This window comes from Nitrincola tibetensis (genome assembly GCF_003284585.1).
GTDB classification, from domain to species: domain Bacteria; phylum Pseudomonadota; class Gammaproteobacteria; order Pseudomonadales; family Balneatricaceae; genus Nitrincola; species Nitrincola tibetensis.
Map to the genome: position 1 here is coordinate 138836 of NZ_QKRX01000003.1, position 24067 is coordinate 162902.

Sequence of the window (24067 nt, forward strand, 5' to 3'; positions counted from 1 at the left end):
CTTCAGATAACTTGCATAAGGCTTTCTTCGAGTGAGTATCCGCTTCAAATATAGAGGCTATAAATATTCGTTAAACGTCGAATGTTTGTGCATGGGTTTGGTTCATGCATTCGGCGAATGACTGAATCAGATCGGCATTGTGTAGGTCTTGATCATGGCAAAAATAATACGAAATAGGTGTTTGAGGTAAAAAGGGTTTGATGCAGAGATCTGTTTTTCGCCAATAGGCTGTTGCAGGATGAACCAGTCCCACTCCAAATCCAGATTCAACTAGGTTCATGACCAACGAGGCGGTGGTTGCGTCTATCGTGAGTTTAGGGCTGCAATTAAACTGATCAAAAATCTTGCTTTGTACTGCACTGCATAGATCATTTGGATTGTAGTCGACGAACTCAAACTGATGAAGATCTTGTGCGTGAATGACGTCTTTACTTGTCAGTGGATGGTCTTGCGGCATCACACAGACTAAGGAGGAACCCAACACCGTCTCAGAGACGAATGCAGGGTGATTAATGGGGGTTGAAATAATGCCTACATCCAGTTTTCGGCTAATGAGTAAATCTTTGATCATGGCGGTATTCCCCGTCATCAGGGAAAGATGGATCGTCGGGTGTCGTTCACGAAACGCTTTACACACCTCTGCCGAATAGCGACTCGCCAGTACAGGCAGGAGTCCAATTGAAAAGACTCGAGGACCTTCTTTTTTTAAAAGCTTTATTTCTCGGCCCAGTTGAGACAGTTCGGTAAACACGCGATCGCTGTGTTCGTAGAGTTTTAGAGCGGCCGGCGTGGGTTGTAGGCGTCCAGAGCGCCGTTCAAATAAGGTTAATTCAACATCCTCTTCCAATGCTGAGATGAGTTTGCTAACGGCTGATTGGGTGATAAACAAACTGTTGGCTGCACGGCTGACGGAACCATGCTTAATAACGGCTCTGAAGGCTTCCATTTGACGAATATTGAAACTATCACACATACGTTGCCAGCCTATTGAACGCAAGTTGAGAAGGGGGTATTCCGTTTAGGAATGTTGGCTTAATATTAAATCAATTGATAATCATTAGTAATTACAAGGATAATAGCCTTCTGATTAAATCACACAGTGTTTGAACTGAAGGAGATCTACATGGCAGTTATATTTTCACATCCTATTTCACGTGCCTTGCTAATGGGCAGTCTGATGACTGGGCTTTCGAGCGTTGCCATCAGTCAAACGCAGGAATTGCCTGAAGCACTTGATAACTGTGGTTATCTACTCAATGTGAGTGCTCCTCCTGAGCGAGTCATTACAGTTGGACAAGCCTCTACCGAGTTGCTTTATCGCTTGGGGTTACATGAAAAGGTTGTGGGAACGTCTAACTGGTTTACTGATGTTGCTCAAGAGTTTGAAGAGGTAAATGCCAATATTGAACGTTTAGCGGATAACTTTCCGAGTTTTGAAAGTGTCGTTTCAAAACGGCCTGATCTTGTCACCGCTGATTTTTTGTTCAGTGTAGGACCTCAAGGCGTGGTCGGTACACGTGAGCAGTTTCATACATTAGGAACTCAAACCTATGTAATGGCTTCACAGTGCTTGGATCAGGATTCCAGCCGAGGCGTGGATGGTGTTCGCACCGCAATGTTCACATTGGATAACCTGTATAAAAGCATTCGTGATTTAGCAACACTCTTTGATGTGCAGCCAAAAGGTGAAGAGCTCATTCGTGAGATTCAGCAACGGGAAGTGAAGGCTATCGCTAAAGCGGCTGAACAGAATCTTGGTGATGTGTCCGCCGTATTTTGGTTTTCCAGTGCTGCTTTAGAAATGGATCCTTGGGTTGCAGGTAGTCAAGCGGTTCCTGGCTGGATGATGTCTACTTTAGGTATACGCAATATAGTCGAGTCGAATGAGGTTTGGCCATCTGTTGGTTGGGAGTCAATCGCCAAAGCTAATCCAGATTTTATTGTTATTGCGCAGATGCAGCGCCGTCGTTTTGAGGCCGATGATTATCAGAAAAAACTAGAATTTTTGCGTACAGACCCCGTGACTCGCCACATGGATGCTGTCGTTAATGACCGCATTATCATCATGGACGCTCATGCCATGGAAGTCACCCTCCGTTCAATTGAAGGATTGGAAAAGCTGGGTGAAGCACTAGAGGCATTTAAGAGTGAGAGTTAAGTAATATGGAGTAGAGCCAAGAAATTTTTCTAAAAAAATAAAGGCCAATTAAGCTCAGAGCCTGTGACCAAGAATTTGGTTGAGGCTTTGAGCCCGATGGATTTGGCAGGGAAATAGTCGCGCATGTCCACAATTGTTTTGCAAAAAACCGCAAGCCTTATTATTCAGTCATTCAGAGGCCTATTGGTGGCTGCCAGTATACTTTTGGCCGCCATTTTACTGGCCGTTACAATAGGTGAGAGTTCGATTAGCCCACAAACGGTGTATCAAACACTGGCCAACAAACTGCTTGGTGCTCAGTATGCTGTTGATCTGATTGATGCCGGTATTCTATGGGAATACCGTTTGAGCCGCGCAGTGATTGCGTCTTGCTGCGGTGCGGCTCTGGCGGTGAGTGGCGTTATTTTGCAGTCGTTGTTAAGAAACGTCTTGGTTGATCCCTATATTTTAGGGATCTCTGCGGGGGCATCTGCGGGGGCCGTCGCTGTCACGATTGTGGGCATAGGCGCAGGTATCCTATCTATGTCCGCAGGGGCGTTCTTAGGTGCACTGCTGTCGTTTGGTCTTGTGCTGGCTCTTTCCCGAGTCACTGGGCAGATCATCTTGGCAGGTATAGCAGGGGCTCAATTGTTTCATGCACTTTCGGCGTTAATGATTACCAAATCAGCCAATGCCGAGGCCGCTCGAGGCATCATGTTTTGGCTGTTGGGTAATCTCAGTGGTGTGCGTTGGGGTGATGCTTGGCTTGCGGTTCCAATCGCTCTCATCGGTCTAGCCATCGCTCTGTACTATGCCCGCGCACTGGATGCCTTTACCTTTGGGTCAGAGTCAGCGGCGTCTTTGGGGATTCCAGTGAAGCGAGTGCGTTTTATTTTGATATTGGTAACGGCTTCAATGACGGCCGTTATGGTGTCGATGGTTGGATCAATTGGTTTTGTGGGTTTGGTGATCCCTCATGCCGCACGCTATCTCGTTGGGGTTCGCCATGCTGTTCTCCTGCCAGTTTCGGCCTTGATGGGCGCTGTGTTTCTAGTCATGTCCGATATCCTTTCTCGTATCGTCGTGCCTGGGCAAGTCTTACCCATCGGCGTCGTTACGGCCCTGATTGGCGCACCTGCCTTTGCCTTGATTCTGATTCGGGGGGCTAAGCACAAATGATTTCGGTCCAGAATGTCAGTTATCAACTGCGTGGTAAAACCTTGATCAGCCCGCTGTCTTTTGAGGTGCAACCCGGCGAAGTTCTAGGGTTGATTGGCCCTAATGGATCGGGAAAATCAACACTTCTTCGATTACTGGCCGGCATTACTCAGCCGAGCCATGGGCAGGTATTCTTAAAGGGGAAAGCAATACATCAGCTCCAACGAGGTGAAGTCGCACGTCAGCTCGCTTTCGTGACACAGCAAGCCGAAACACACGAGCATATCCAGGTTCGTGATGCTGTTGAACTAGGACGGACTCCTTGGCTTTCTCTGTTGAACCCTTGGTCAGAGCGGGATCGTTATATTGTTGATGACGCCATGCACGCGCTCAGTATTCAGCACCTTGGGAATCGTATTTGGCAAACCCTTTCGGGTGGCGAACGCCAGCGCGTTCATCTGGCTAGAGCCTTAGCGCAGCAACCCGAAATACTGCTGCTGGATGAGCCAACGAACCATTTAGACATTCAAAATCAGCTGGCTATTTTGCAGCTGGTCGAAACGTTAAAGACGACCATTGTCGTTGCTTTGCATGACTTGAATCAGGCCGCTCGCTGTGATCGTTTGATCATTATGCACGCCAGTCGTCTGGTTGCGATCGGTAAGCCTGAAGAGGTGCTCACACCTGATCGTATCTGGGAGGTGTTTGGGGTAAAGACTCGAACAATTCATGACCCTGAACTGCAACGACCCTTACTTCATTTTTTCTAATTACACAGGATACTCTGATGAGAACATTGCTATTGCTGGCGTGTGTGCTGTTTATGCCGTATCTCGCGGCTGACACCCTTCACGAAGTGAAAATGCTCAATATGAATGCAACAGGTCCGATGCCATTTGAGCCCGATTTTTTGGCGATTAATCCAGGAGACAGCATTCGATTCGTACCGGAGCATCGGGGGCATAACGTCGGAACGATAAAACACTTTATTCCTGAAGGTGCCGCAACCTTTATGAGTAAGATCGACGAAGACTTTACAACGCAGTTTACCCTTGAAGGATGGTATGGGCTGAGATGTCCGCCCCATTACACCATGGGGATGGTTATGCTGGTCAAGGTTGGCAATCCATCGATTGATCAGCTGGTTCTCCCAGATGACCTGCCCGCTGCAGCATTAGAGCGTTTTAATATGATTATTGATCAACATGTGGCGGTGACAAGGTAATTCTCAGACATGAACGCTTGGAAGGGTATTTCGCTACGGCTCATTGCGACGGGTTTATTTGCCGGGATGGCGCTCTGTGTGAAGATCGCGTCAGCCGACGCGCCAGTGGGGCAGATTGTCTTTTGGCGTAGCAGTATCGCGTTGATTCCGATTGTGCTCTATTTAATGTGGATGAATGCGTTTCCAACTGCCTTGCGGACGCGGCATTGGAAAGGACACCTCTCGCGCAGTGCATATGGTTGTCTAGCGATGTTCCTATCCTTTATTTCCTTGGCGTATTTGCCTTTGTCCTTAGCTGCAGCTCTGGGCTTTTTGGCCCCGATTTTTGCGATTCCCTTGGCGGTTATGCTGTTGGGGGAAAGGCCCTCTTTTTATCTGGTCATCATGGTATTGACAGGGTTTTTAGGTGTTTTGATTATCTTATATCCTTCTTTGGAATCGCCTGATATGACCAAAAGCACGTTGCTGGGGTGTATGGCAGGGTTGGCGATGGCGATTACCACCGCAATTGCAAAAGTTAAAATCAAACAGCTAACGCACACAGAGCATGCGGGTAGTATTGCCTTTTATTTTGCACTGATTTGCAGCCTGTTCGGCTTGTTGACCGCTTTCTTAGGGTGGGCACCATTGGATACGCACACCCTCTTTTGGCTGATCAGTGCAGGTTTATTTGGCGGCGTAGCCCATGTTGTTATGACAGAAGCCATGGCGAGAACATCGGTTTCTACGCTCGCAGTATTTGAATACACGGCGATCTTTTGGGCGCTCGGGCTCGACTATAGCGTCTTTGGCGGCTTGCCTGACCCCATCGCGCTGGTCGGTGCCGTGATCATTGTCTTGGCTGGAGTCGGTGTGCTGAAAATAGAGTCACGTCCTGTAAGGGGGTAGTTGTTAAGCGAGACTTAGTTTGCCGTTGTCATCCCCTTTTCTTCAGCCATTTTGGTTGTTGTAGGTTTGACCGAGCCTCCTTTAATAAACATGACCCCGTTACCCACCAGAATCATGACAAGACCGAGCACGGCTGGAAGTGTCCAGACATAGCCTTCGTAGAGCGTGGAGATACCCAAAGCGACCAGTGGAAAGAGCAGGGTGGCATAGGCGGCTTGGCCTGCCCCAATGCGTCCAATCAGCGCGAAGTAGGCGCCAAATCCTATCACCGAGCCAAATATTGCGAGATAGAACAAAGCGCTTAAATAACTAAAAGACGTATCCAATGTGAAAGGCGTACCCGTGAGCAGGACAATCGCGAGCAGAGTGAGGGCGCCATACGACATGGCATAGGCATTGGTTGAGAGCAAATCCAGCCCCTTGCGTTGATGGCGCAGACTAATCATATTGCCCAGAGAGAACCCGTAGGTGCCAAGTAGCGCACAGCCCAGTCCGAAGAGAACGTCCAGATTGAAAGATTCGCCCGTGAGATCTGGCCAGAATAGTAGCAGCATGCCGATCAGACCTAATCCATTTGCCAGATAAATGCGCGAAGTAATAGGGAGCCGAAAGAAAATCACGCCATTGATGGCATTGAACATCACGGCCATGGAAAAAACGACCGAATTAAGCCCCGATGTGATGTATTGAGTCGCCGTATAAAAGAGTAGAAAGTTGAAGCAAAAAACACACATGCCCTGCATCAGACAGAAAAGATGATCACGGGGATTAATACGGCGCAGTTTTCCAAGTACGGCAAGACACGTCAGCAAAAACAATGCGGCCAGCGCAAAGCGATAGAATACCGAGACAGTGACCGCGACTTCACCAAGTTGAAATGCAATAGCGATCCAAGTGGTGCCCCAAATCAACACTGTCGTGATATATAGAAAAGCGTTCATGTTGATCCTCGAAACCCTGTACTGATCAGATGTTCAGCGATGGTCATTTGTTGATGATGTGTCACTATAGCGATGACAGATGTGTTTCATCTTGCAGATTGCTTCACTTAACTTTCACATTCTTGCGTTTTTTTAACCACTAGGGGCGATGTCTGCTTGGCAGCACTTGGCGAGATGTTTAGTATCCTGAGATCGGATTGGCTGACAAGCAGCAGGGGGCGTCATGCATTCACACTACCAAGTCTTTAAGCAGATGAGTCGACACAAGCCCGTGCTGAAAGCAGGCTCTAGCCTTGAGAACGGTATGGGGTTGGCGCGTTGGTTTAATGACGACGATCATATTGCACTGGACAAGTCAGAGCATCACACATTGAGCCTGTACGTTGCTGATGGCTTTGAATGCTACCGCAAAACGCCACATGGATGGCGCAACGGCGGTGCGCCCGGTCGCTTCTGCCTGATGCCAAAGGATCATGAGTCCGCTTGGGATATTCGCGGCCCACTGGAGTTTGTGCATCTCTATTTCACGGACCAGCACCTCAAAACCTTGAGCGAGCAGGTGTGGAACAAATCGCCATCCAGCCTGTTGCTTGATGAAAAGCATTTTGCTGAGGATGCCAGTATTACCCTTCTCTATCATCAGTTTTTATTAAACCTAAATTGGCAAGAACGCAGCGATCAACTGGCCCTTAGCAGTGCGACAACCTTATTGCTGATTCATTTACTCAAAACCTACGCTCAGTGCAATTGGCAGCTCCCTCAGACACGTGGTGGATTGGCACCCTATCAACTCAAGCGTGTGCTTGAGTACATCGAAAGCCATTTGAATCAACCCTTGCTGTTGAGAGACTTGGCGGCTCAGGCATGCCTCAGCGAGTACCATTTCTCGCGCATGTTTCGTCAGAGTCAGGGTCTGGCACCTCATCAGTACGTGTTGCACAGACGTCTACAGCGAGCCGAAATGTTGTTGAAAGAGACGTCCCTGCCCTTAGTAGATATTGCCTTGGAATGCGGGTTCAGTTCATCGAGTCATTTGTCCAACCGGTTTCGGCAGGTGAAAGGTGTGCAGCCTTCATATCTAAGAAAATCACTGACGGTCTAAACAAAGACTGTCGTTATAAAGACATCTCAAATGTATAGACTCAACCAGTCTTGTTCGAGTAGAGATGACGGTTGGAACAATATTCAAATGTGTACTAGTGTTTCAAGTGGCTAGACTTAATCCTGCTAGTGGTTAATAGCAATTCTTTACCCATTTTTTGACGAAACGGGTTGTTGTGTAAGTACGTTCTTGACTGGAAGAGTGACGATATTTAATAAGTTTGATCTACGCAGGAGGCATCGCAGTGGTGCAATTTAATGTTCGTAACCTGGTTTCCTTTAAACTCCTTGTGCTCTTTGTGTGCACGCTTGCTTTGGCCGCGTGTGATGCAGCTCCACCGCCATCGTCCAGCGTTTCTGAAGAGGTTGTTCGTCCAGCCCGTATTGAAAGGGTGCAAGCTGTATTAGCAACAGATCTTGTTTTCAACGGAACGTTAAGGTCGGCACAGCGTGCTGAAATGGCATTTAAAGTGGCGGGCCGTATCGAAGAGATTCGGGTCAATGAGGGGCAATTGGTTCAACAGGGCGATGAGCTGGCTCGCTTGGATGATCGAGAAATCAGAGCGGCATTTAACTCAGCACAAGCTGAGTTTACGTCGGCCGATAATGATTATCGTCGAGGCAAAGCTATTTTTGACAGTACCCAAGCGATTTCTCGTAGAGACCTTGAAAGGCTTGAAACACAAAGAAGTCTCGCGGCCAATCGTTTGAGTACGGCTAGAATCTCTCTTGAAGAAACGATCCTTAAAGCACCATTTGACGGCATAGTCAGTCGCAAATTAGTCGAAAATTTTTCACGTGTATCGGCGAATCAACCAGTTTTACTGATTCAAGATCCGAAGGATCTCGAAGTCGTCATTCAAGTGCCGGATCAAGTGGTGCTTCAGTCTGCTCGTCGAACTGGGGCTTATGCTGAAGTTCCGGGCTTAGATCAAACCTTTCCGGTGACCTTGAAATCCTTTTCGACCGAGGCAGATCCCGTGACTCAAACCTATCAAGTCATTTTGGCGTTGAATGACAAAGGCGATGCCAATATTTTGCCAGGTATGTCAGCGCGTGTATTTGCATCTCAGCAGGGGGATGGAGAGCATATCAGCATTCCGTTGAGTGCAGTGTTACCGAATAATCAAGGACAGCAGTTCGTGTGGACGGTTGACCAGCAAAGTCGCGCGACATTACAGCCAGTAGATATTGGTGAATTGGTTGGTGATCGAGTCTTTATACGATCCGGTTTGAACGCAGGTGAACAGATTATTACGGCAGGTGTAAACAGTGTCAGAGAGGGAATGAAAGTTCGACCCATGGAGCCTATTGGAGTCATTGAGTAATGGATATTGCAGCTTATTCCGTTGCTAAGCGCACGAGTTTATGGGTCATTATTCTTCTTATCTTGCTAGGAGGCTATCTTAGCTATACTCAGTTACCGCGTTTTGAAGATCCAGAGTTTATTATTCGCAAGGCCGTCATTGTCACGCCCTATCCCGGTGCGAGCGCTCAAGAAGTCGCTAACGAGGTAACGGATCGCGTTGAAGCCGCTGTGCAGATGTTACAGGAAGTGAAGCGAGTTGAGTCCGTTTCTAAGCAGGGTTACTCCGAAGTGACAGTGGAAATTAAAATTGAGTTTGCACGAACGCACGGAGAGCTTCAGCAGGTCTGGGATATTCTCAGACGCAAAATGTCTGATGCCGAGCGCAGTTTGCCGCCTGGTGCGGGACCTATCTTAGTCAATGATGACTTTGCGGATGTGTATGCTCAATTCTATGCGGTAACCGCTGAAGGCTTTACTGATCGTGAACTGTATCGTTATGTTGACCGCCTCTCTAAAGAGTTGGCACTCGTGCCTGGTGTTGCTAGAACCGCTTTGTTGGCCGCTCCTCAAGAGCAGATTTTTATTGAGCTCTCTAAAGAGCGGTTGGCTCATTTCGGATTAGGTGTGCAGCAAGTCTATCAAGTGTTGCAACAGCAAAATATTATCAGTGTGGCAGGAGATATATTGGCGGATGGCATTCGTGTTCCCGTTATTCCCCAGCGCAGTGTGACGGCATTTGCGGATTTGAAAAGTCTACAAATCGGTTTAGGTGCGGATAACTCCGTGCTGCGTCTTTCCGATATAGCACAGATTGTCCGAGGCTATTCAGACCCCCCGAATATGATGATGACGTTTAAGGGGCAGCGTGCCATTGGCTTAGGTATTTCCAATGTTCGTGACGGTAATGTGGTTAAAATGGGGCAGGCTGTTAACCAACGATTGCTGGAGCTAGAAAACCTTCGTCCTGTGGGAATGGAATTACACCCTATCTCGTTGCAGTCTGAATCTGTCGATCAAGCCGTATCTGCATTTGCGGCGAATTTATTAGCGGCAGTCGCAATTGTTTTTGTGGTGTTGCTCCTGTTTATGGGGCTTCGCGTTGGCATGATTATTGGTTTTGTTCTGCTGCTCACGGTTGCTGGAACGTTGATCGTAATGTTGATCGATAACATTGCAATGCAGCGTATCTCTCTTGGTGCATTGATTATTGCTCTAGGGATGTTAGTGGATAACGCTATTGTAGTCAGTGATGGCGTAGTGGTTCGGCTACAAAAGGGAGAGGATCGGAAGGATGCTGTATCTGCAGTGGTGCGCAGCACGATTTGGCCCTTATTAGGTGGCACGTTGGTGGGTATCCTGGCCTTCAGTGCGATAGGCTTTTCGCCTGGGGATATGGGTGAGTACGCAGGCTCTTTATTCTGGGTAATCCTCTATTCTATGTTACTGAGCTGGCTGTTCGCGGTCACAGTGACACCTATGCTGTGTTACCTTTTTCTTAAAGCGCCCACTCAAATAGAGCCAATAAAACAGCATCTGATTACGCAGTGGTACTCGGGTTTATTACACTGGGTGCTTACACATCGGCTTATTTCTGTCGCAATCGTATTGTTAATCCTGTTCGGTGCCGCCTGGGGAACACGGTTTGTACTGCCGGGCTTTATGCCTGAGTCTGAACGCCCTCAGTTTGTTGTTGATCTCTATCTGCCTCAAGGAACAGATATTCAGCGTACGGCTGATATTTTGGCCCGTGCGGATGCGAACGTCTCGTCGCAAGAGGGTGTATTGAATACGTCTGGCTTTATTGGAGGGGGTGGTTTGCGTTTCATGTTGACCTACTCACCAGAACCCAGAAACCCAGCATTCGCTCAACTTCTCGTTACGGTCGATGATCAGGCCCGCATTAGCGGTTTAGTGGAGCATCTACAAAATGAACTCTCAAGCATGTTACCGGATACGTCCGTGAAAGTGTGGAAGTTTATGTTGGGTCGCGGTGGTGGCAAAAAGATTGAAGCGGCGTTTACAGGTCCTGATCCAGCTGAGTTAAGGCGTTTGGCGGAAGAGGCGAAGAGTCTAATGGGGTCAAATCCAAGTCTCATTGCCATTCAAGATGATTGGCGACAGCAAGTACCTGTTGCTGAACCGACTTGGAGGCAAGAACAACTTCAGCGATTGGCATTAACCGCTTTGGATGTGAATGCGGCGTTGGCTCAGACTTTAACCGGTCGAAAAATTGGTATTTACCGTGAAGGCGAGGATTTAATTCCCTTGATTGTTCGAGCCCCCCTCGCCGAAAGACAGCAAGTGAATGCGATCCAAAATACTGAAGTGTTTAGCTCAGTTGCCGGCAGAACCCTACCACTGAGTCAGTTACTAGAGTCTGTAGATATTGTGTGGCAAGACGCTATTATTCGACGCATTAATAGGGAAGCGACGATTAAGGTGCAAGCGGATCCTGCTCCCGGTTTAGCAACAAGTGAAGTGTTTAATCACATTCGACCTCAGATAGAGGCCATCGAATTACCGCCCGGTTATAAATTGAAGTGGTATGGCGAATACGATGCGTCACGAGAAGCAAATGAAGGGCTTGCGGTATCGGCGCCATTTGGTTTTGCAGCAATGGTTCTGGCCGTGGTGTTAATGTTTAATGCCTTTAGAGAGCCGCTGGTGATCTGGATGACGGCACCTCTGGCAATGATTGGTGTTGTTGTGGGTCTGATAGTCTTTCGTACCCCATTTGAGTTTATGGCTATTTTGGGGTTTTTAAGTTTGATCGGTATGATGGTCAAAAATGCCATCGTTTTAGTGGATGAAGCAGGTAATCGTATCAAAGAAGGACAGTTGCAATATCAAGCTGTGGTGGATGCCTGTTTGAGTCGAGCACGACCTGTGGTTCTCGGTGCATTAACCACCATTTTAGGTGTTGCCCCGCTCTTAGTGGATCCTTTCTTTAAGAGTATGGCAGTGACTGTGATGTTTGGTCTTACTTTTGCGACAGCCCTGACGTTAGTTGTTCTACCGCTCTTTTATGTTATGGTGTTTCGGATACGTGCAGATTAAATCAGCGTAGCCGTATTGCCTTGAGTGATGACTGTGTTTCTAAAAGTTGGCGACCCCTTATAAATGAGGTCGCCAACTCTAGACTCCACTTACAATTAATTCCCCGCTTCTAACCAATTGGCCATTAATTCGTCATAAGGCAGTGTGCGGCCTTGCTCTTTTTCATTCTCTAAGCGCGGCTTGGGTGCGCCTGGTTGAGCAAACCAATACTCAGGGTCTCTTGGTTCATTCAATACTGGGGCATATTGTGAAAAGACATTGGCACGTGCTAGACGCATCATGGTGTTGTCCATCGCTGCCGCTAGGTTATCCAGTGCTTCCTGAGCCGAAATTTCGCCACTGACAGCTGGCGCAAGGTTTTGCCACCAGAGTGGTGCCAAGCGTGGGTAGTCAGGGACGTTCGTGCCAGTCGGTGTCCACATGTTTTCATTTGGGCTGCGGTAAAACTCAATTAAACCACCAAATTTAGGGGCCAATTCTGTCATGGCATCGGATTCGATGTCAGAACGGCGAATCGGCGTTAAACCACGAATGGTTTTTTCCAGTGACGTTGTTTTAGCAACGGTGAATTGTGCCCATAACCAAGCCGCTGTGCGACGGTCCTCGGGAGTTGAGTTAAAGAAGGTCCAAGCCCCCACGTCTTGATAACCGACTTTCATCCCCTCTTGCCAGTACGGGCCAACAGGAGAAGGCGCCATACGCCATTTTGGGTTCCCCTCATCATCGGTAACCGGTAATGCTGGATCTGTCATATCCGCCGTAAACGCGGTGTACCAAAAGATTTGTTGTGCAATGTTGCCTTGTGCAGGAACGGGGCCAGCCTCGCCAAAGGTCATGCCTTGTGCTTCAGGTGGTGCGTAATCGCGTAGCCATTCCACCATTTTACGCACGGCGTATTCAGCCGCGGGTGAGTTGGTGGCACCACCACGAGATACGCTAGAGCCCACAGGATTTCCGGTTTCATTGACACGAATACCCCAGTCATCCACTGGATTACCAAAGGGAACGCCAGGGTCACCCATGCCCGCCATGGATAGCCAGGAGTCATGGAAGCGCCACCCCAACGACGGATCACGACGGCCATAATCCATGTGGCCGTAGACGCGCACACCATCGATTTCTTTTACATGGTTAGTGAAGAAATCCGCAATGTCTTCATAGGCCGACCAGTTTAAAGGCACGCCTAAATCGTAACCGTATTTTTCTTTAAATTGCTGTTGCAGGTCTTCACGTTCAAACCAGTCAGCACGGAACCAGTAGAGGTTGGCAAACTGTTGAGTCGGCAGTTGGTAGATTTTGCCATCGGGCCCTGTTGTGTATTGAATACCGATGAAATCTTCGAGATCCAGGGTGGGCAGGGTGTAGTTTTTCCATTCGTTCTCCATCGCATCCGAAATCGCGATGGTCTTACCGTAACGAAGATGGGTACCGATGGCATCGGAGTCGTTCACAAACGCATCGTAAATGTTTCGATCCGATTGCATCTGGGTTTGCATGGTATCAACAACATCCCCTTCACTGATGATATTGTGCGTCACCTTGATGCCCGTGATTTCACTAAAGGCTCTGGCCAGCACATTCGCTTCATACTCGTGAGTGGTTAAACCCTCGGCGACGGTTCTGATTTCCATACCACGGAAGGGCTCAGCGGCTTTAATAAACCATTCGAGTTCAGCCAACTGCTCTTCTCGGCTTAATGTAGAGCGTTGGAAGTTGCTATCGATCCATCGCTCTGCGGCAGCTCGATACTGATCCGCTTGGGCATGCAATTGCGCACTGGCAAATAATAAGCTGGCCGCAAGAACAGAAAGGCGCATGGTTTTATTGTTTTTCATATCCACCTCATTTTTATTAAAACGACGTCCTTTTCAATTTTGGTCCGTCCTGGTTTTCATTAACCCCAGCGCATCAGGATCGCCATCCATATGGCGGAAATGGCTGTGGCTACTAAAATTGATAAGTCGGTAAATCCAACAATGCCTAAATGAATAAAGGCACTGGTTAAGAGTCCAATAAATAGGCGGTCTCCACGTGTGGTTTTAATCGGAAGAAACCCTTTGCGCTCAATTGAGGGCGAAACGTATTGCCAAATCGACATGCTTGCCAATATCAGCCCGATACCGATAAAAAAGCCTGCTGTGGGCGTGGTCCAAACCATCCAGCTCATGATATGTCTCCTTAGGTTCGACCGAGGGCAAAGCCCTTAGCGATATGGTTACGAACAAAGTAAATCACAAAAATACCGGGGATAATGGTCAGTACGCCGGCGGCGGCTAAGACTCCCCAGTCAATACCAGATGCGCCAACGGTACGGGTCATAATGACCTGAATAGGCTGGGCCTCTGTCGCCGTTAAGGTTCTGGCGAGGAGCAATTCAATCCACGAAAACATGAATAAAAAGAAGGCCGTCACACCGATACCTGAGCCGATCAGAGGGATAAAAATCTTGGCAAAGAATCGTGGAAAGCTGTACCCATCAATGTAAGCCGTTTCGTCAATTTCTTTCGGCACACTGCTCATGAAGCCTTCCAAAATCCATACGGCAAGCGGGATGTTGAATAAACAGTGGGCAAGCGCCACCGCGATGTGGGTGTCGAACAACCCGACGGATGAATAGAGCTGGAAGAAAGGCAGAACAAATACGGCTGGTGGTGCCATTTTGTTGCTTAACAGCCAGAAGAAAAGGTGTTTGTCGCCCACAAATTTGTAGCGAGAGAACGCATAGGCTGCGGGCAAGGCAACGGTTAAGCTAATGACCATATTGAGGGACACATAGATCATTGAGTTTATGTAGCCTTTGTACCAGCTCGGGTCTGTTAGAATTTTTTGATAATTCTCAAAGGTGAAGTTTTGCGGCCAAAAGGTGATGGCACCTAGGATCTCTTGGTTGGTTTTGAACGACATGTTCAATAACCAATAGATGGGCAGCAAAATAAAGAGAATGTACACAATTAGCGCGATACGGGATTTCATAAGGCGATCCTTTATTATTTTTCTTTTTGCATGTTCATAATGGTGGTGTAGAACACCCAGCTCACGGCTAAGATGATCAAGAAGTAAATAATCGAGAAGGCCGCTGCAGGTCCAACATCAAACTGGCCGATAGCCATGGTCGTCAGTGCCTGACTTAAGAAGGTGGTTGAGCTGCCCGGGCCGCCACCGGTTAAGACAAAGGGCTCGGCGTAGATCATGAACGAGTCCATAAAGCGCAGTAAAATACCGATGATTAAAACATTGGTTAGCTTGGGCAATTGGATGTAGCGGAAAATAGCCCAGCGAGAGGCACGGTCAATGCGCGCAGCTTGGTAGTAAGCTTCGGGGATAGAGCGCAATCCACTGTAACAAAGCAAGGCAATCAGAGGTGTCCAGTGCCAAACATCCATCAGAATAATGGTGGCCCAGGCATCTACTGGGTTGCGTGAGATGTTATAGGCGACGCCCATTTCGCGCAGGCTCCAGCCCATCAGACCAATGTCACTGCGTGTGAAAATCTGCCAAATGGTACCCACCACATTCAAGGGTATGAGTAGGGGAAGTGCAATTAACACGAGACACAGAGACGCTGCCATCCCTCGCTTTGGCATGAGCAACGCGATACCGATTCCCAAGGGGATTTCGATGCTGAGCGTGGTAAACGAAAACATAAACTGCTTCATTAAAGCACTTTGTAGTGCTGCATCATTCAAAATTGCTTTGAACCACTCGGTACCGACAAAATAACGAGTATTGGTGTCGAATACATCTTGCACCGAGTAGTTCACAACGGTCATCAAGGGGATGATCGCGGAAAAAGCGACCAGTATGAAGACCGGCAGCACTAGGAACCAGGCTTTATTATTTTCGATTTTATTCATCATCAGCCTCCACGAGGTATTCGTTCACGTATACCTTCAGCCACTGGTCAGGAAAACTAATCCAAGCCTTGTGCTTAGGAATGCGTTGATCTTCATGTAAACGTGCTTTGAGCAGTTGGTTTCTGAGTTTGAAGGTCATGATGTGGTAAGTGCCAAGGTCTTCACTGTCAATCACATCGACTTCATAGGCTTCATCATTCTTTTTGTCCCACACATGAACAAACTCTGGGCGTATGCCGAGCTTGATCGATTCGTAGGGCAAGTGTTGAATCTTGTCTAGAATCTTTTCGGGCACCTTCAATTTCATGTCTTCAAAAATGAAGTGCTGCTCTTCAAGTTGAACGTTAATAAAGTTCATCCCCGGGCTGCCAATAAAATAGCCAACGAAGGTGTGCTTTGGATTTTCGAAGAGTTCGTGGGGTGAGCCAAATTGCACGATTTGACCTTCATACATCACTGCAATCTTATCGGCAAAGGTGGCGGCCTCAAGTTGATCGTGGGTGACGTAAATCATGGTGATATTGAATTGATCGTGAATTTGCTTGAGCTTGCGCCGCAGTTTCCATTTTAACTGTGGATCAATCACCGTCAGGGGTTCATCAAATAAAATGGCGGACACATTGTCCCGAACCAGACCGCGCCCCATGGAGACCTTCTGCTTTTCATCAGCGGTTAGGTTTTTTGCTTTTTTATGGAGTAGAGGGCTGAGCTCCAGTATGTCGGCAATTTCATGGACTTTAGATTGGATTAAGTGTGTCGGTGTTTTCATATTCCGCAGCGGGAAGGCGAGGTTATCAAACACGGTCATGGTGTCGTAAATCACCGGAAACTGAAACACCTGAGCAATATTGCGCTCCTCAGGAGGTAAGCTATTGACCTTGACACCATCAAATAGAATTTCGCCGTCAGAGGGTTCAAGCAAGCCTGAGATAATGTTCAGTAGGGTCGATTTACCACAGCCTGATGGTCCGAGTAGGGCGTAAGCGCCCCCTTGCTCCCAGACTTGATTCATTTGCCGTATGGCATAGTCTTGAGGAGCATTTGGCTTTTTGGAATAGGTATGCGCGAGGGCATTTAAGACGATTTCAGCCATGGTTAGACTCCTGAAATACGGGCGGGTGCATGGATCAACTGACCCTGCAAGTCAAAGGCGTAGAGTTTGTGCGTCGGAAAATAGATGGTGATTTTTTCATCGACAGCATACTCATGAACCCCCGGCAAATGTAAAACTAAGGAAAGATGGTCATTGCGCACATGCAAAAAGGTCTCTGATCCGCTAATTTCAGCTAGGTCAACGCTGACGGGTAACTCAAGGTCGTCGTCCGCATGCGGGACTAAGCCGATATGCGATGCGCGGACACCGAGGTTGTACATACCTGGTGTGAGATGGTTTAAATCTTTGTTCAGTTGGAAATGCACCGTCTCATCAAAGGTCACTTCACTCTCGGTGACTTTACTTTTGACGATATTCATCGGTGGCTCTGAAAACATCACCGCTGTTTCGATAGACGTTGGACGATGATAGACCTCGGCTGTTTTGCCATGCTGCAAGAGCCGTCCTTCATGAAGCACTGCGGTATTTCCACTTAATGCGAGGGCTTCATTCGGCTCTGTGGTCGCGTAGACGGCAATGCAGTTGCGTTGTCTAAATAGGCTGCGTAACTCTTCACGAAGTTCTTCACGCAATTTATAGTCGAGGTTGACTAGGGGCTCATCAAATAAGATCAACTCGGCATCTTTCACCAAGGCCCTTGCCATTGCCGTGCGCTGCTGCTGCCCTCCTGAAAGCTCAAGGGGAAGCCGTTTTAAAAAGGGCTCGATGCGCAGCATTTTTGCCGTTTCAAAGACGCGCTCTTTAATCTCTTTCTCAGACATTCTGGCGAGACGCAAAGGGGAGGCGATGTTTTCAAATACGCTTAAGTTGGGGTAGTTGATAAACTGCTGGTAAACCATCGATAGGTTACGCTCCCTAACAGGCTTGCCCGTCACATCCGCACCATTCATGATGATACGGCCTTCAGAGGGCTTGTCGAGACCTGCCATTAAACGCATTAAAGTGGTTTTGCCTGCAAGCGTTCGGCCAAGCAGAACGTTAAAGGAGCCAGGTTCTAATGTCATGTTGATATTAGAAACCCAAGTCTGTCCCTCAACGATTTTCGTTACATTTTCTAACACTAAGGACATGTTTACACCCATAGTTATTGTTATGTTTATGACGACTGGGTAAGAATCTCAATAGAAAAAGCAAAGACCGTGCCACAAAAATAAAATTGTGTTTTTTATTTTTAATCGTTTGATTTGTATTGTTTTTGTCGGAGTGTATTTAGATAGGGTAAGAATTAAGGGACGTTCGAAACTGTTAACTATCCGTTCACAAATGATCAATTGTGTTCATTTATGTTGACTGTGAACACAATTGATCAAAGTGGCTTTACATTTTGTTCGTTTGCTTTCAAACTAGGGAAATCCTCTAGGGGTCACGTGATCCTAATTCATAATAAAAAGAACAGCGCTTATGCACCCAGTATCTGAAACAGATGAGTCCTCCTTGTCTCATAAAGAGGTGATAGAAGCTTCTTGGTATCGTTGTGAGTCCTATGGCTTGTCACATGGGAGTAATCCAGATTTTGGTGACACCCAAGTCGGAGATGTATCAGCGCTGCTTGATCAGCATCACAATTTGGTTAAAACAACCGAAAGTGAGGTCTTGCCCTATTACGAAAATATTCTGACGAACTCCTCCTGCATCATCGTTTTGGCCGATAGCCGAGGGCAGGTACTCAATACCTGGGGAGCTTCTCGTTTTTTACCTCGGATGCAGCATGGCCTCTTACCCGGTCACTTGTGGAAAGAAGAAGGGGTGGGAACCAATGCCATCGGAACGGCGCTCGCTACGGGGCAAGCGGTGCAAGTCAATCGCGATGAGCATTTTCTGCGTGCCAACCGATTTATGGCGGGGTCGGCATCGCCTATATTCGATACGCAAAAATCGTTGGTGGGGGTGCTCGATATCTCCACAGATGCCTATTTACCTCAAGACCATACGCTGGGGTTGGTCAAACTCATGTCGTTGTGTGTTGAAAATCAACTGATACTGAGTGCTTTTCAAGACAGCTATCATATCTTAACCATTAGTACTCACACGCGCAGCTTGGACAGCCATTGGGCAGCCTTGGTCGTGATCGATTCGGAAGGGGTGATTATTTCGTCCAATCGACGTGCGTCTATTATGTTAACGGATCACTTGGCGTTGATGAACGTTGAAGCGCTGTTCGGCTGCCGGGTTCGAGATCTTATCAATCAGCCTGCCACGGTGCCTTTATCCTTGATGGTTCAAGGGCGTTTTCGAGTGTGGGTTCGCGTCCAGCCTCCAGCCAAGCCTTCATTAGCCTTGGTGTTACCGGATTATCGAACGCATGCCAACTATGAACAACCGAAAGCGCAACTTCAACCGAAAGCACAGCCCACACCCGCCCTAACCAACTCGCTGCCAGACGATGTCATCCCCTTTGACGAGCTAGAGCAGGGCGATGACACCTTACGCAAAGTCCTGCATCAGGCCAAGAAGATCATTGAAAAAGACATTCCGATTTTAATCTCCGGCGAAACTGGGGCAGGTAAAGAGGTGTTGGTTCGCTCTCTGCATTACCATAGTTCCCGAGCCAATGCCTATTTTGTGGCGGTGAATTGCGCCTCAATTCCAACGGAGTTGGTCGAATCTGAACTCTTTGGATATGAAAAAGGGGCCTTCACAGGTGCCAGCAGTCGTGGCTACCAAGGGTTGATCCGCCGTGCGCACAAAGGAACCTTATTTTTAGACGAAATTGGTGAAATGCCCATCCATGTTCAAGCACGATTATTGCGAGTGCTACAGGATCGAATTGTCACCCCACTCGGTTCGACTGAGTCGTATCCGGTCGATATTCGTTTGGTGTCTGCGACGAACCGAGATTTAAAGCACGAAATCGCGGCGGGCCGTTTCCGTCAGGATCTCTATTACCGTATCGCCGGACTCAATCTCGAAATCCTACCCTTGCGCCAACGGCAAGATAAAGCAGCCCTGATTCAATATATCTTTAAGCGTATTTGCCGAGAATACGAGTCGGCGGGCATGAGCCTAGAGGTTCAGAGGCTGTTAGAGTCTCATCCTTGGCCGGGTAATGTCCGGCAGTTGGTCAATGTCTTGAAGGTCGCCTTGGCCATGGCTGATGGCGAGTTGCTCGAACTCGAACATTTACCGCTCGATATTCTAGAGGATATTAGCCTTTCACCCAACTCAGAAACTGACGAGGACAGCACTGATGGTGATTCGGAGGAGATGGATGCATCTCGTAATTTAGCCGAGCTGATTCCTGAGTTGTATCAACGATTTGGTGGAAATGTCTCCAAAACCGCACGTGCAGCGGGTGTGAGTCGCAATACGGTGTATAAGTATTTGAATCTGTGATGATAAGACGTGCCACGTTATTGAAGGGTGGACTCTTTGGCATCTGGAGGGGTAGTCTTATTGCGTGACTCATTCTAATAATAAAGGAGATAGGAATGTCTGACGCTTTTTACCAGCAACTTGACGCTGAGTTGGAACAGATTCGCAAGGATGGCCTGTACAAGGCTGAACGCATCATCACCTCCGCTCAACAGGGCGAAGTCTCGATTGCCGATGGCAGTCATGTCATCAACCTCTGCGCCAATAACTATCTGGGGCTGGCCAATCATCCGGAACTGATCAGTGCTGCGAAAGAGGGGCTCGACAGTCATGGCTTCGGAATGGCATCTGTTCGATTTATTTGCGGCACTCAGGATAGGCATAAAGCGCTTGAAAATCGGCTGGCAGAGTTTCTTGGCATGGAGGCGTGCATCCTTTACCCCTCTTGCTTTGATGCCAATGGTGGATTGTTTGAAGTGTTGCTCGGGCCGGAAGATGCGATCATCTCGGATGCGTTGAATCATGCCTCCATCATCGACGGTGTTCGCCTGTGTAAGGCAAAACGTTACCGTTATGGGAACAATGATATGGCTGAGTTGGCGCAACAACTTAAGCAAGCACGTGAGGACGGAGCTCGTCATATCTTGATCGCAACCGATGGTGTGTTTTCGATGGACGGCGTGATTGCCAATCTGAAGGGCATCTGCGATCTGGCAGAGCAATATGGTGCGATGGTGATGGTGGACGACTGCCATGCCACTGGTTTTCTGGGCGAAAGCGGACGTGGCAGTCATGAATACTGCGAAGTGATGGGACGAGTCGACATCATCACTGGCACACTGGGTAAAGCCCTCGGTGGGGCGTCCGGCGGCTATACTACGGGAAGAAAGTCTGTCATTGAACTCTTGCGCCAGCGTTCACGGCCCTATCTGTTTTCCAATTCTGTGGCCCCAGCCATCGTGTCGGCCTCGCTCAAAGTGATGGACATGATTGAGCAGGGCGACAATCTGAGATCGCAACTCTGGGATAATGCTCGCCACTTCCGGCAACAGATGTCTGAAGCGGGTTTTACGCTGGCGGGTGCTGATCATGCGATTATTCCAGTCATGATCGGTGATGCGCGCCTAGCGGGAGAGTTGGCCGAGCAGTTGTTGGCAGAAGGGATTTATGTGGTGGCTTTCTCCTATCCGGTTGTGCCTAAGGGGCAGGCGCGTATCCGAGTCCAGATGTCAGCTGCACATAGCCGTGAACAACTGGACAAAGCAATTGCCGCCTTTATTCAAGCGGGTCGTGCACTGGACATTATCTGATACGGACAATCTGAGGAGTCATCATGAAAGCATTGGCTAAACTGAAGCCTGAACAAGGCATCTGGATGACAGATGTCCCAACACCTGTTGTGGGGCACAACGATCTGTTGATCCGTATCCGCAAAACCGCCATCTGTGGCACAGATGTCCATATTTATAACTGGGATGAATGGTCACAAAAAACTATCCCCGTGCCAATGGTGGCTGGGCATGAATATGTTGGAGAAGTGGTTGAGATAGGGCAGGAGGTGCGCGGCTTCAGTATTGGAGATCGTGTCTCCGGTGAGGGGCATATTACCTGTGGCCATTGCCGTAACTGTCGTGCGGGTCGGACACACTTGTGCCGCAATACCATCGGTGTTGGGGTGAATCGTGATGGTGCGTTTGCAGAGTATTTGGTCATTCCTGCGTTCAATGCCTTCAAGATCCCAGACAATATATCCGATGATCTGGCGGCTATATTTGATCCCTTTGGCAATGCCGTGCATACCGCGCTGTCGTTTGATCTGGTTGGCGAAGATGTGTTGATTACGGGAGCGGGTCCCATCGGAATTATGGCGGCAGCCGTGTGTAGACATGTTGGTGCTAGACAGATCGTCGTGACGGACGTCAACGATTACCGCTTAGGCTTGGCCAAGCAAATGGGTGCTACGCGCACCCTGAATGTCATGCGGGAGGATTTGCATGAGGTGATGCATGAATTGGGCATGACTGAAGGGTTTGATGTCGGTCTAGAAATGTCGGGTGTACCCTCAGCGTTCAAGAGCATGCTGGATGGCATGAATCATGGTGGTAAGATCGCAATGCTTGGAATTCCACCCTCCGATATGGAGATCGATTGGACACAGGTGATTTTTAAGGGATTGCAGATCAAGGGGGTCTATGGTCGCGAAATGTTCGAGACCTGGTACAAAATGGCGGCCTTGATTCAGTCAGGACTGGATCTCACGCCAATGATCACCCACCATTTTCCGGTAGACGAGTTCCAAAAGGGCTTCGATGTGATGCGCTCAGGGCAGTCGGGTAAGGTGATTCTGGAGTGGTGATTTATTGATTTGTTAGGCTATGTTGATTCACCTAAGCGGTGAGTCAACATAGAATAAATGTAGGTGCTGCTTAAGCACTAACCGTTAATTGAGCGCCAGATTCTTCACTCTGCCCAACCCCCAAATAGGTTTGAATCATTTCAGATATCTCTTTCTGAACATCTGCAGTCATGCCGATTCCCGTTTTAGTCCGTCTCCAGATGACATCCTCAAGGCTCATGGCCCATTCGTGTTCAATCAAGTAGCGAACTTCTTTTTCAAATAGAGGGCCAAAACGGCGTCCTAAATCCGATAACTGGTGTGCATTCGCTAACCAGCGTTTTGCGAGGCTGCCATAGGTAGATGCCAATCGCCGTGCAGTCGCTGTGTCCAAAAAGGGGTAGGCGCGTTTCAGTTCGATAGCATAGGCTTCAGGTGAGGCCACACCTTCAGCACCCGGCAGACGGGCCTGATTCGTCCAGCTCGGTTTTGCCTCTGGAAAATACGTCTGTAAGGCATTCACGGCGGCTTCGGCCAGTTTGCGATAGGTGGTGAGTTTGCCACCAAATACCGAAAGCAGGGGAGCCTGTCCTTGGCGATCTTCAACTTCAAAGTGATAGTCACGGGTGACCTTGGCGGCAGCTTTTCCTTCCTCGCGCTCGCCCTGCATTAAAGGGCGCACGCCGGAGTAGGTCCAGACGATGTCATTTCGGGTCAGTGGATAGGTGAAGTAGTCACGTGTGATTCGAATAAGGTAGTCGATTTCATCGTCATCTATCTCGGAATGACGAGGATCGCCAACATAATCAACGTCCGTTGTGCCAATGAGCGAGTAATCGTCTAAATAGGGGATAACGAAGACAATGCGGCCGTCTTGGTTTTGTAGAATATAGGCCTCTTCTTCAGCATGAATTTTGGGCACGATAATATGGCTGCCTTTGACCAGACGTATCCCTTTTCCAGGTTGTGTATTTTCAACCTTGCTAAGTACTTGGCTGACCCAAGGGCCCGCGGCATTGACCAGTGCTTTTGCACGGAGGGTGTTACGTACTCCTTGCTGGTTTTCAAACTCGACTAGCCATACATCCCCTTCTCTAACAGCACTGGTTACTCTTTGACGAGTGACAATTTGAGCGCCTTTTTGTTCAGCAAGCTTCGCGTTCATAATGACTAAGCGAGCATCATCCACTCGGCAGTCGCTATACTCAAATCCACGCGTGTATGTGGGGTGCAAAGGCCCCTTATCGGGGTTAAAACGAATACCTTTAGAGGCTTGCAAAGACACGCGCTTACTTAAGTGGTCATAGAGGAACAAGCCTGTTCGAATCATCCAGCCTGGACGCAGTCCTGAGTGATGGGGGAGCTTGAAGCGTAAAGGCGTGACCAAGTGAGGTGCCATTTTCAACAGCACTTCACGTTCGGCAAGGGCTTCTTTAACTAAACGAAACTCATAATGTTCGAGATAGCGTAAGCCGCCATGTATGAGTTTTGAACTCCAAGAAGATGTGGCACTGGCAAGGTCTGATGCTTCGATTAACGTGACCGATAAACCGCGGCCTGCTGCATCTGCTGCAATACCGACACCGTTTATTCCACCGCCAATGACGACAAGGTCTTGAATCGTGTTGCCCATGTT

The 24067-nt window shown here is 48.4% G+C and carries 20 protein-coding genes; 11 read left to right on the forward strand and 9 right to left on the reverse strand.

Features of this window, described 5'->3' with window-relative positions; genetic code table 11:
- Positions 1 to 70: 70 nt before the first annotated feature.
- Positions 71 to 973, reverse strand: a complete 903-nt coding sequence (locus DN062_RS04960; protein ID WP_205126660.1) for a LysR family transcriptional regulator — start codon at positions 971 to 973, stop codon at positions 71 to 73.
- Positions 974 to 1123: 150 nt separating this feature from the next.
- Between DN062_RS04960 and DN062_RS04965 the strand changes: the two genes are divergently transcribed.
- The 5 genes from DN062_RS04965 to DN062_RS04985 all read left to right on the forward strand — a co-directional run bounded on the left by DN062_RS04965 (position 1124) and on the right by DN062_RS04985 (position 5408).
- Positions 1124 to 2158 carry an ABC transporter substrate-binding protein gene (locus DN062_RS04965; RefSeq protein WP_205126661.1) on the forward strand — a complete coding sequence of 345 codons (1035 nt, stop codon included), beginning with the start codon at positions 1124 to 1126 and terminating at the stop codon, positions 2156 to 2158.
- A 123-nt stretch (positions 2159 to 2281) separates the two neighbouring features.
- On the forward strand, positions 2282 to 3316 hold the full coding sequence (locus DN062_RS04970; protein WP_162301249.1) for a FecCD family ABC transporter permease: 1035 nt from the start codon (positions 2282 to 2284) through the stop codon (positions 3314 to 3316).
- Positions 3313 to 4065 (forward strand): ABC transporter ATP-binding protein, encoded by a 753-nt coding sequence (locus tag DN062_RS04975; protein ID WP_112158140.1) that lies wholly within the window; start codon positions 3313 to 3315, stop codon positions 4063 to 4065. Before DN062_RS04970 ends, DN062_RS04975 begins: the two co-directional genes overlap by 4 nt.
- Positions 4066 to 4082: 17 nt before the next feature.
- Positions 4083 to 4520, forward strand: a complete 438-nt coding sequence (locus DN062_RS04980; RefSeq protein WP_112158142.1) for a pseudoazurin — start codon at positions 4083 to 4085, stop codon at positions 4518 to 4520.
- A 9-nt stretch (positions 4521 to 4529) separates the two neighbouring features.
- Complete coding sequence (locus tag DN062_RS04985; RefSeq protein ID WP_112158144.1) at positions 4530 to 5408, forward strand: DMT family transporter; 879 nt, start codon at positions 4530 to 4532, stop codon at positions 5406 to 5408.
- Positions 5409 to 5422: 14 nt separating this feature from the next.
- Here DN062_RS04985 and DN062_RS04990 read toward each other — a convergent pair whose 3' ends face one another.
- Positions 5423 to 6349: a DMT family transporter gene (locus DN062_RS04990; protein ID WP_112158146.1), complete on the reverse strand. Its 927-nt coding sequence runs from the start codon at positions 6347 to 6349 to the stop codon at positions 5423 to 5425.
- Positions 6350 to 6572: 223 nt separating this feature from the next.
- On the opposite strand from DN062_RS04990, the gene DN062_RS04995 reads away from it, so the two are divergent.
- The 3 genes from DN062_RS04995 to DN062_RS05005 all read left to right on the forward strand — a co-directional run bounded on the left by DN062_RS04995 (position 6573) and on the right by DN062_RS05005 (position 11816).
- Positions 6573 to 7451, forward strand: a complete 879-nt coding sequence (locus DN062_RS04995; protein WP_112158148.1) for an AraC family transcriptional regulator — start codon at positions 6573 to 6575, stop codon at positions 7449 to 7451.
- 244 nt (positions 7452 to 7695) lie between these two features.
- Positions 7696 to 8778: an efflux RND transporter periplasmic adaptor subunit gene (locus DN062_RS05000; protein WP_162301250.1), complete on the forward strand. Its 1083-nt coding sequence runs from the start codon at positions 7696 to 7698 to the stop codon at positions 8776 to 8778.
- Positions 8778 to 11816, forward strand: a complete 3039-nt coding sequence (locus DN062_RS05005) for an efflux RND transporter permease subunit (protein ID WP_112158152.1) — start codon at positions 8778 to 8780, stop codon at positions 11814 to 11816. The genes DN062_RS05000 and DN062_RS05005 overlap by 1 nt, the downstream gene beginning before the upstream one ends.
- Before the next feature lie 95 nt (positions 11817 to 11911).
- Here the strand turns inward: DN062_RS05005 and DN062_RS05010 are convergent, their stop codons facing one another.
- The 6 genes from DN062_RS05010 to DN062_RS05035 are packed head-to-tail and all read right to left on the reverse strand — an operon-like array spanning position 11912 to position 17854.
- Positions 11912 to 13651, reverse strand: a complete 1740-nt coding sequence (locus DN062_RS05010) for an ABC transporter substrate-binding protein (protein WP_112158154.1) — start codon at positions 13649 to 13651, stop codon at positions 11912 to 11914.
- A gap of 59 nt (positions 13652 to 13710) precedes the next feature.
- Complete coding sequence (locus tag DN062_RS05015) at positions 13711 to 13983, reverse strand: DUF2160 domain-containing protein (protein WP_036507715.1); 273 nt, start codon at positions 13981 to 13983, stop codon at positions 13711 to 13713.
- A gap of 11 nt (positions 13984 to 13994) precedes the next feature.
- Positions 13995 to 14789, reverse strand: a complete 795-nt coding sequence (locus DN062_RS05020) for a carbohydrate ABC transporter permease (protein ID WP_036507717.1) — start codon at positions 14787 to 14789, stop codon at positions 13995 to 13997.
- 14 nt (positions 14790 to 14803) lie between these two features.
- Positions 14804 to 15673 carry a carbohydrate ABC transporter permease gene (locus DN062_RS05025; RefSeq protein ID WP_112158156.1) on the reverse strand — a complete coding sequence of 290 codons (870 nt, stop codon included), beginning with the start codon at positions 15671 to 15673 and terminating at the stop codon, positions 14804 to 14806.
- On the reverse strand, positions 15663 to 16763 hold the full coding sequence (locus DN062_RS05030) for an ABC transporter ATP-binding protein (protein WP_112158158.1): 1101 nt from the start codon (positions 16761 to 16763) through the stop codon (positions 15663 to 15665). Before DN062_RS05030 ends, DN062_RS05025 begins: the two co-directional genes overlap by 11 nt.
- A gap of 2 nt (positions 16764 to 16765) precedes the next feature.
- Positions 16766 to 17854 carry an ABC transporter ATP-binding protein gene (locus DN062_RS05035; protein WP_112158160.1) on the reverse strand — a complete coding sequence of 363 codons (1089 nt, stop codon included), beginning with the start codon at positions 17852 to 17854 and terminating at the stop codon, positions 16766 to 16768.
- Between the two features lie 331 nt (positions 17855 to 18185).
- Here DN062_RS05035 and DN062_RS05040 point away from each other — a divergent pair, with 331 nt between their 5' ends.
- The 3 genes from DN062_RS05040 to tdh all read left to right on the forward strand — a co-directional run bounded on the left by DN062_RS05040 (position 18186) and on the right by tdh (position 22452).
- Positions 18186 to 20117, forward strand: a complete 1932-nt coding sequence (locus tag DN062_RS05040; protein WP_112158162.1) for a sigma-54-dependent Fis family transcriptional regulator — start codon at positions 18186 to 18188, stop codon at positions 20115 to 20117.
- Between the two features lie 95 nt (positions 20118 to 20212).
- Complete coding sequence (locus DN062_RS05045; protein ID WP_112158164.1) at positions 20213 to 21406, forward strand: glycine C-acetyltransferase; 1194 nt, start codon at positions 20213 to 20215, stop codon at positions 21404 to 21406.
- A gap of 23 nt (positions 21407 to 21429) precedes the next feature.
- Positions 21430 to 22452, forward strand: a complete 1023-nt coding sequence (gene tdh, locus DN062_RS05050; RefSeq protein WP_112158166.1) for an L-threonine 3-dehydrogenase — start codon at positions 21430 to 21432, stop codon at positions 22450 to 22452.
- A 70-nt stretch (positions 22453 to 22522) separates the two neighbouring features.
- On the opposite strand, the gene glpD is transcribed toward tdh, so the two are convergent.
- On the reverse strand, positions 22523 to 24064 hold the full coding sequence (gene glpD / locus DN062_RS05055; protein WP_112158168.1) for a glycerol-3-phosphate dehydrogenase: 1542 nt from the start codon (positions 24062 to 24064) through the stop codon (positions 22523 to 22525).
- Between the last annotated feature and the right edge of the window lie 3 nt (positions 24065 to 24067).

Coding starts and splice junctions, on each gene's coding strand:
- DN062_RS04960 (WP_205126660.1), bottom strand. CDS start 973: ATGTGTGATAGTTTCAATATTCGTCAAATGGAAGCCTTCAGAGCCGTT.
- DN062_RS04965 (WP_205126661.1), top strand. CDS start 1,124: ATGGCAGTTATATTTTCACATCCTATTTCACGTGCCTTGCTAATGGGC.
- DN062_RS04970 (WP_162301249.1), top strand. CDS start 2,282: ATGTCCACAATTGTTTTGCAAAAAACCGCAAGCCTTATTATTCAGTCA.
- DN062_RS04975 (WP_112158140.1), top strand. CDS start 3,313: ATGATTTCGGTCCAGAATGTCAGTTATCAACTGCGTGGTAAAACCTTG.
- DN062_RS04980 (WP_112158142.1), top strand. CDS start 4,083: ATGAGAACATTGCTATTGCTGGCGTGTGTGCTGTTTATGCCGTATCTC.
- DN062_RS04985 (WP_112158144.1), top strand. CDS start 4,530: ATGAACGCTTGGAAGGGTATTTCGCTACGGCTCATTGCGACGGGTTTA.
- DN062_RS04990 (WP_112158146.1), bottom strand. CDS start 6,349: ATGAACGCTTTTCTATATATCACGACAGTGTTGATTTGGGGCACCACT.
- DN062_RS04995 (WP_112158148.1), top strand. CDS start 6,573: ATGCATTCACACTACCAAGTCTTTAAGCAGATGAGTCGACACAAGCCC.
- DN062_RS05005 (WP_112158152.1), top strand. CDS start 8,778: ATGGATATTGCAGCTTATTCCGTTGCTAAGCGCACGAGTTTATGGGTC.
- DN062_RS05010 (WP_112158154.1), bottom strand. CDS start 13,651: ATGAAAAACAATAAAACCATGCGCCTTTCTGTTCTTGCGGCCAGCTTA.
- DN062_RS05015 (WP_036507715.1), bottom strand. CDS start 13,983: ATGAGCTGGATGGTTTGGACCACGCCCACAGCAGGCTTTTTTATCGGT.
- DN062_RS05020 (WP_036507717.1), bottom strand. CDS start 14,789: ATGAAATCCCGTATCGCGCTAATTGTGTACATTCTCTTTATTTTGCTG.
- DN062_RS05025 (WP_112158156.1), bottom strand. CDS start 15,673: ATGATGAATAAAATCGAAAATAATAAAGCCTGGTTCCTAGTGCTGCCG.
- DN062_RS05030 (WP_112158158.1), bottom strand. CDS start 16,763: ATGGCTGAAATCGTCTTAAATGCCCTCGCGCATACCTATTCCAAAAAG.
- DN062_RS05035 (WP_112158160.1), bottom strand. CDS start 17,854: ATGTCCTTAGTGTTAGAAAATGTAACGAAAATCGTTGAGGGACAGACT.
- DN062_RS05040 (WP_112158162.1), top strand. CDS start 18,186: ATGCACCCAGTATCTGAAACAGATGAGTCCTCCTTGTCTCATAAAGAG.
- DN062_RS05045 (WP_112158164.1), top strand. CDS start 20,213: ATGTCTGACGCTTTTTACCAGCAACTTGACGCTGAGTTGGAACAGATT.
- tdh (WP_112158166.1), top strand. CDS start 21,430: ATGAAAGCATTGGCTAAACTGAAGCCTGAACAAGGCATCTGGATGACA.
- glpD (WP_112158168.1), bottom strand. CDS start 24,064: ATGGGCAACACGATTCAAGACCTTGTCGTCATTGGCGGTGGAATAAAC.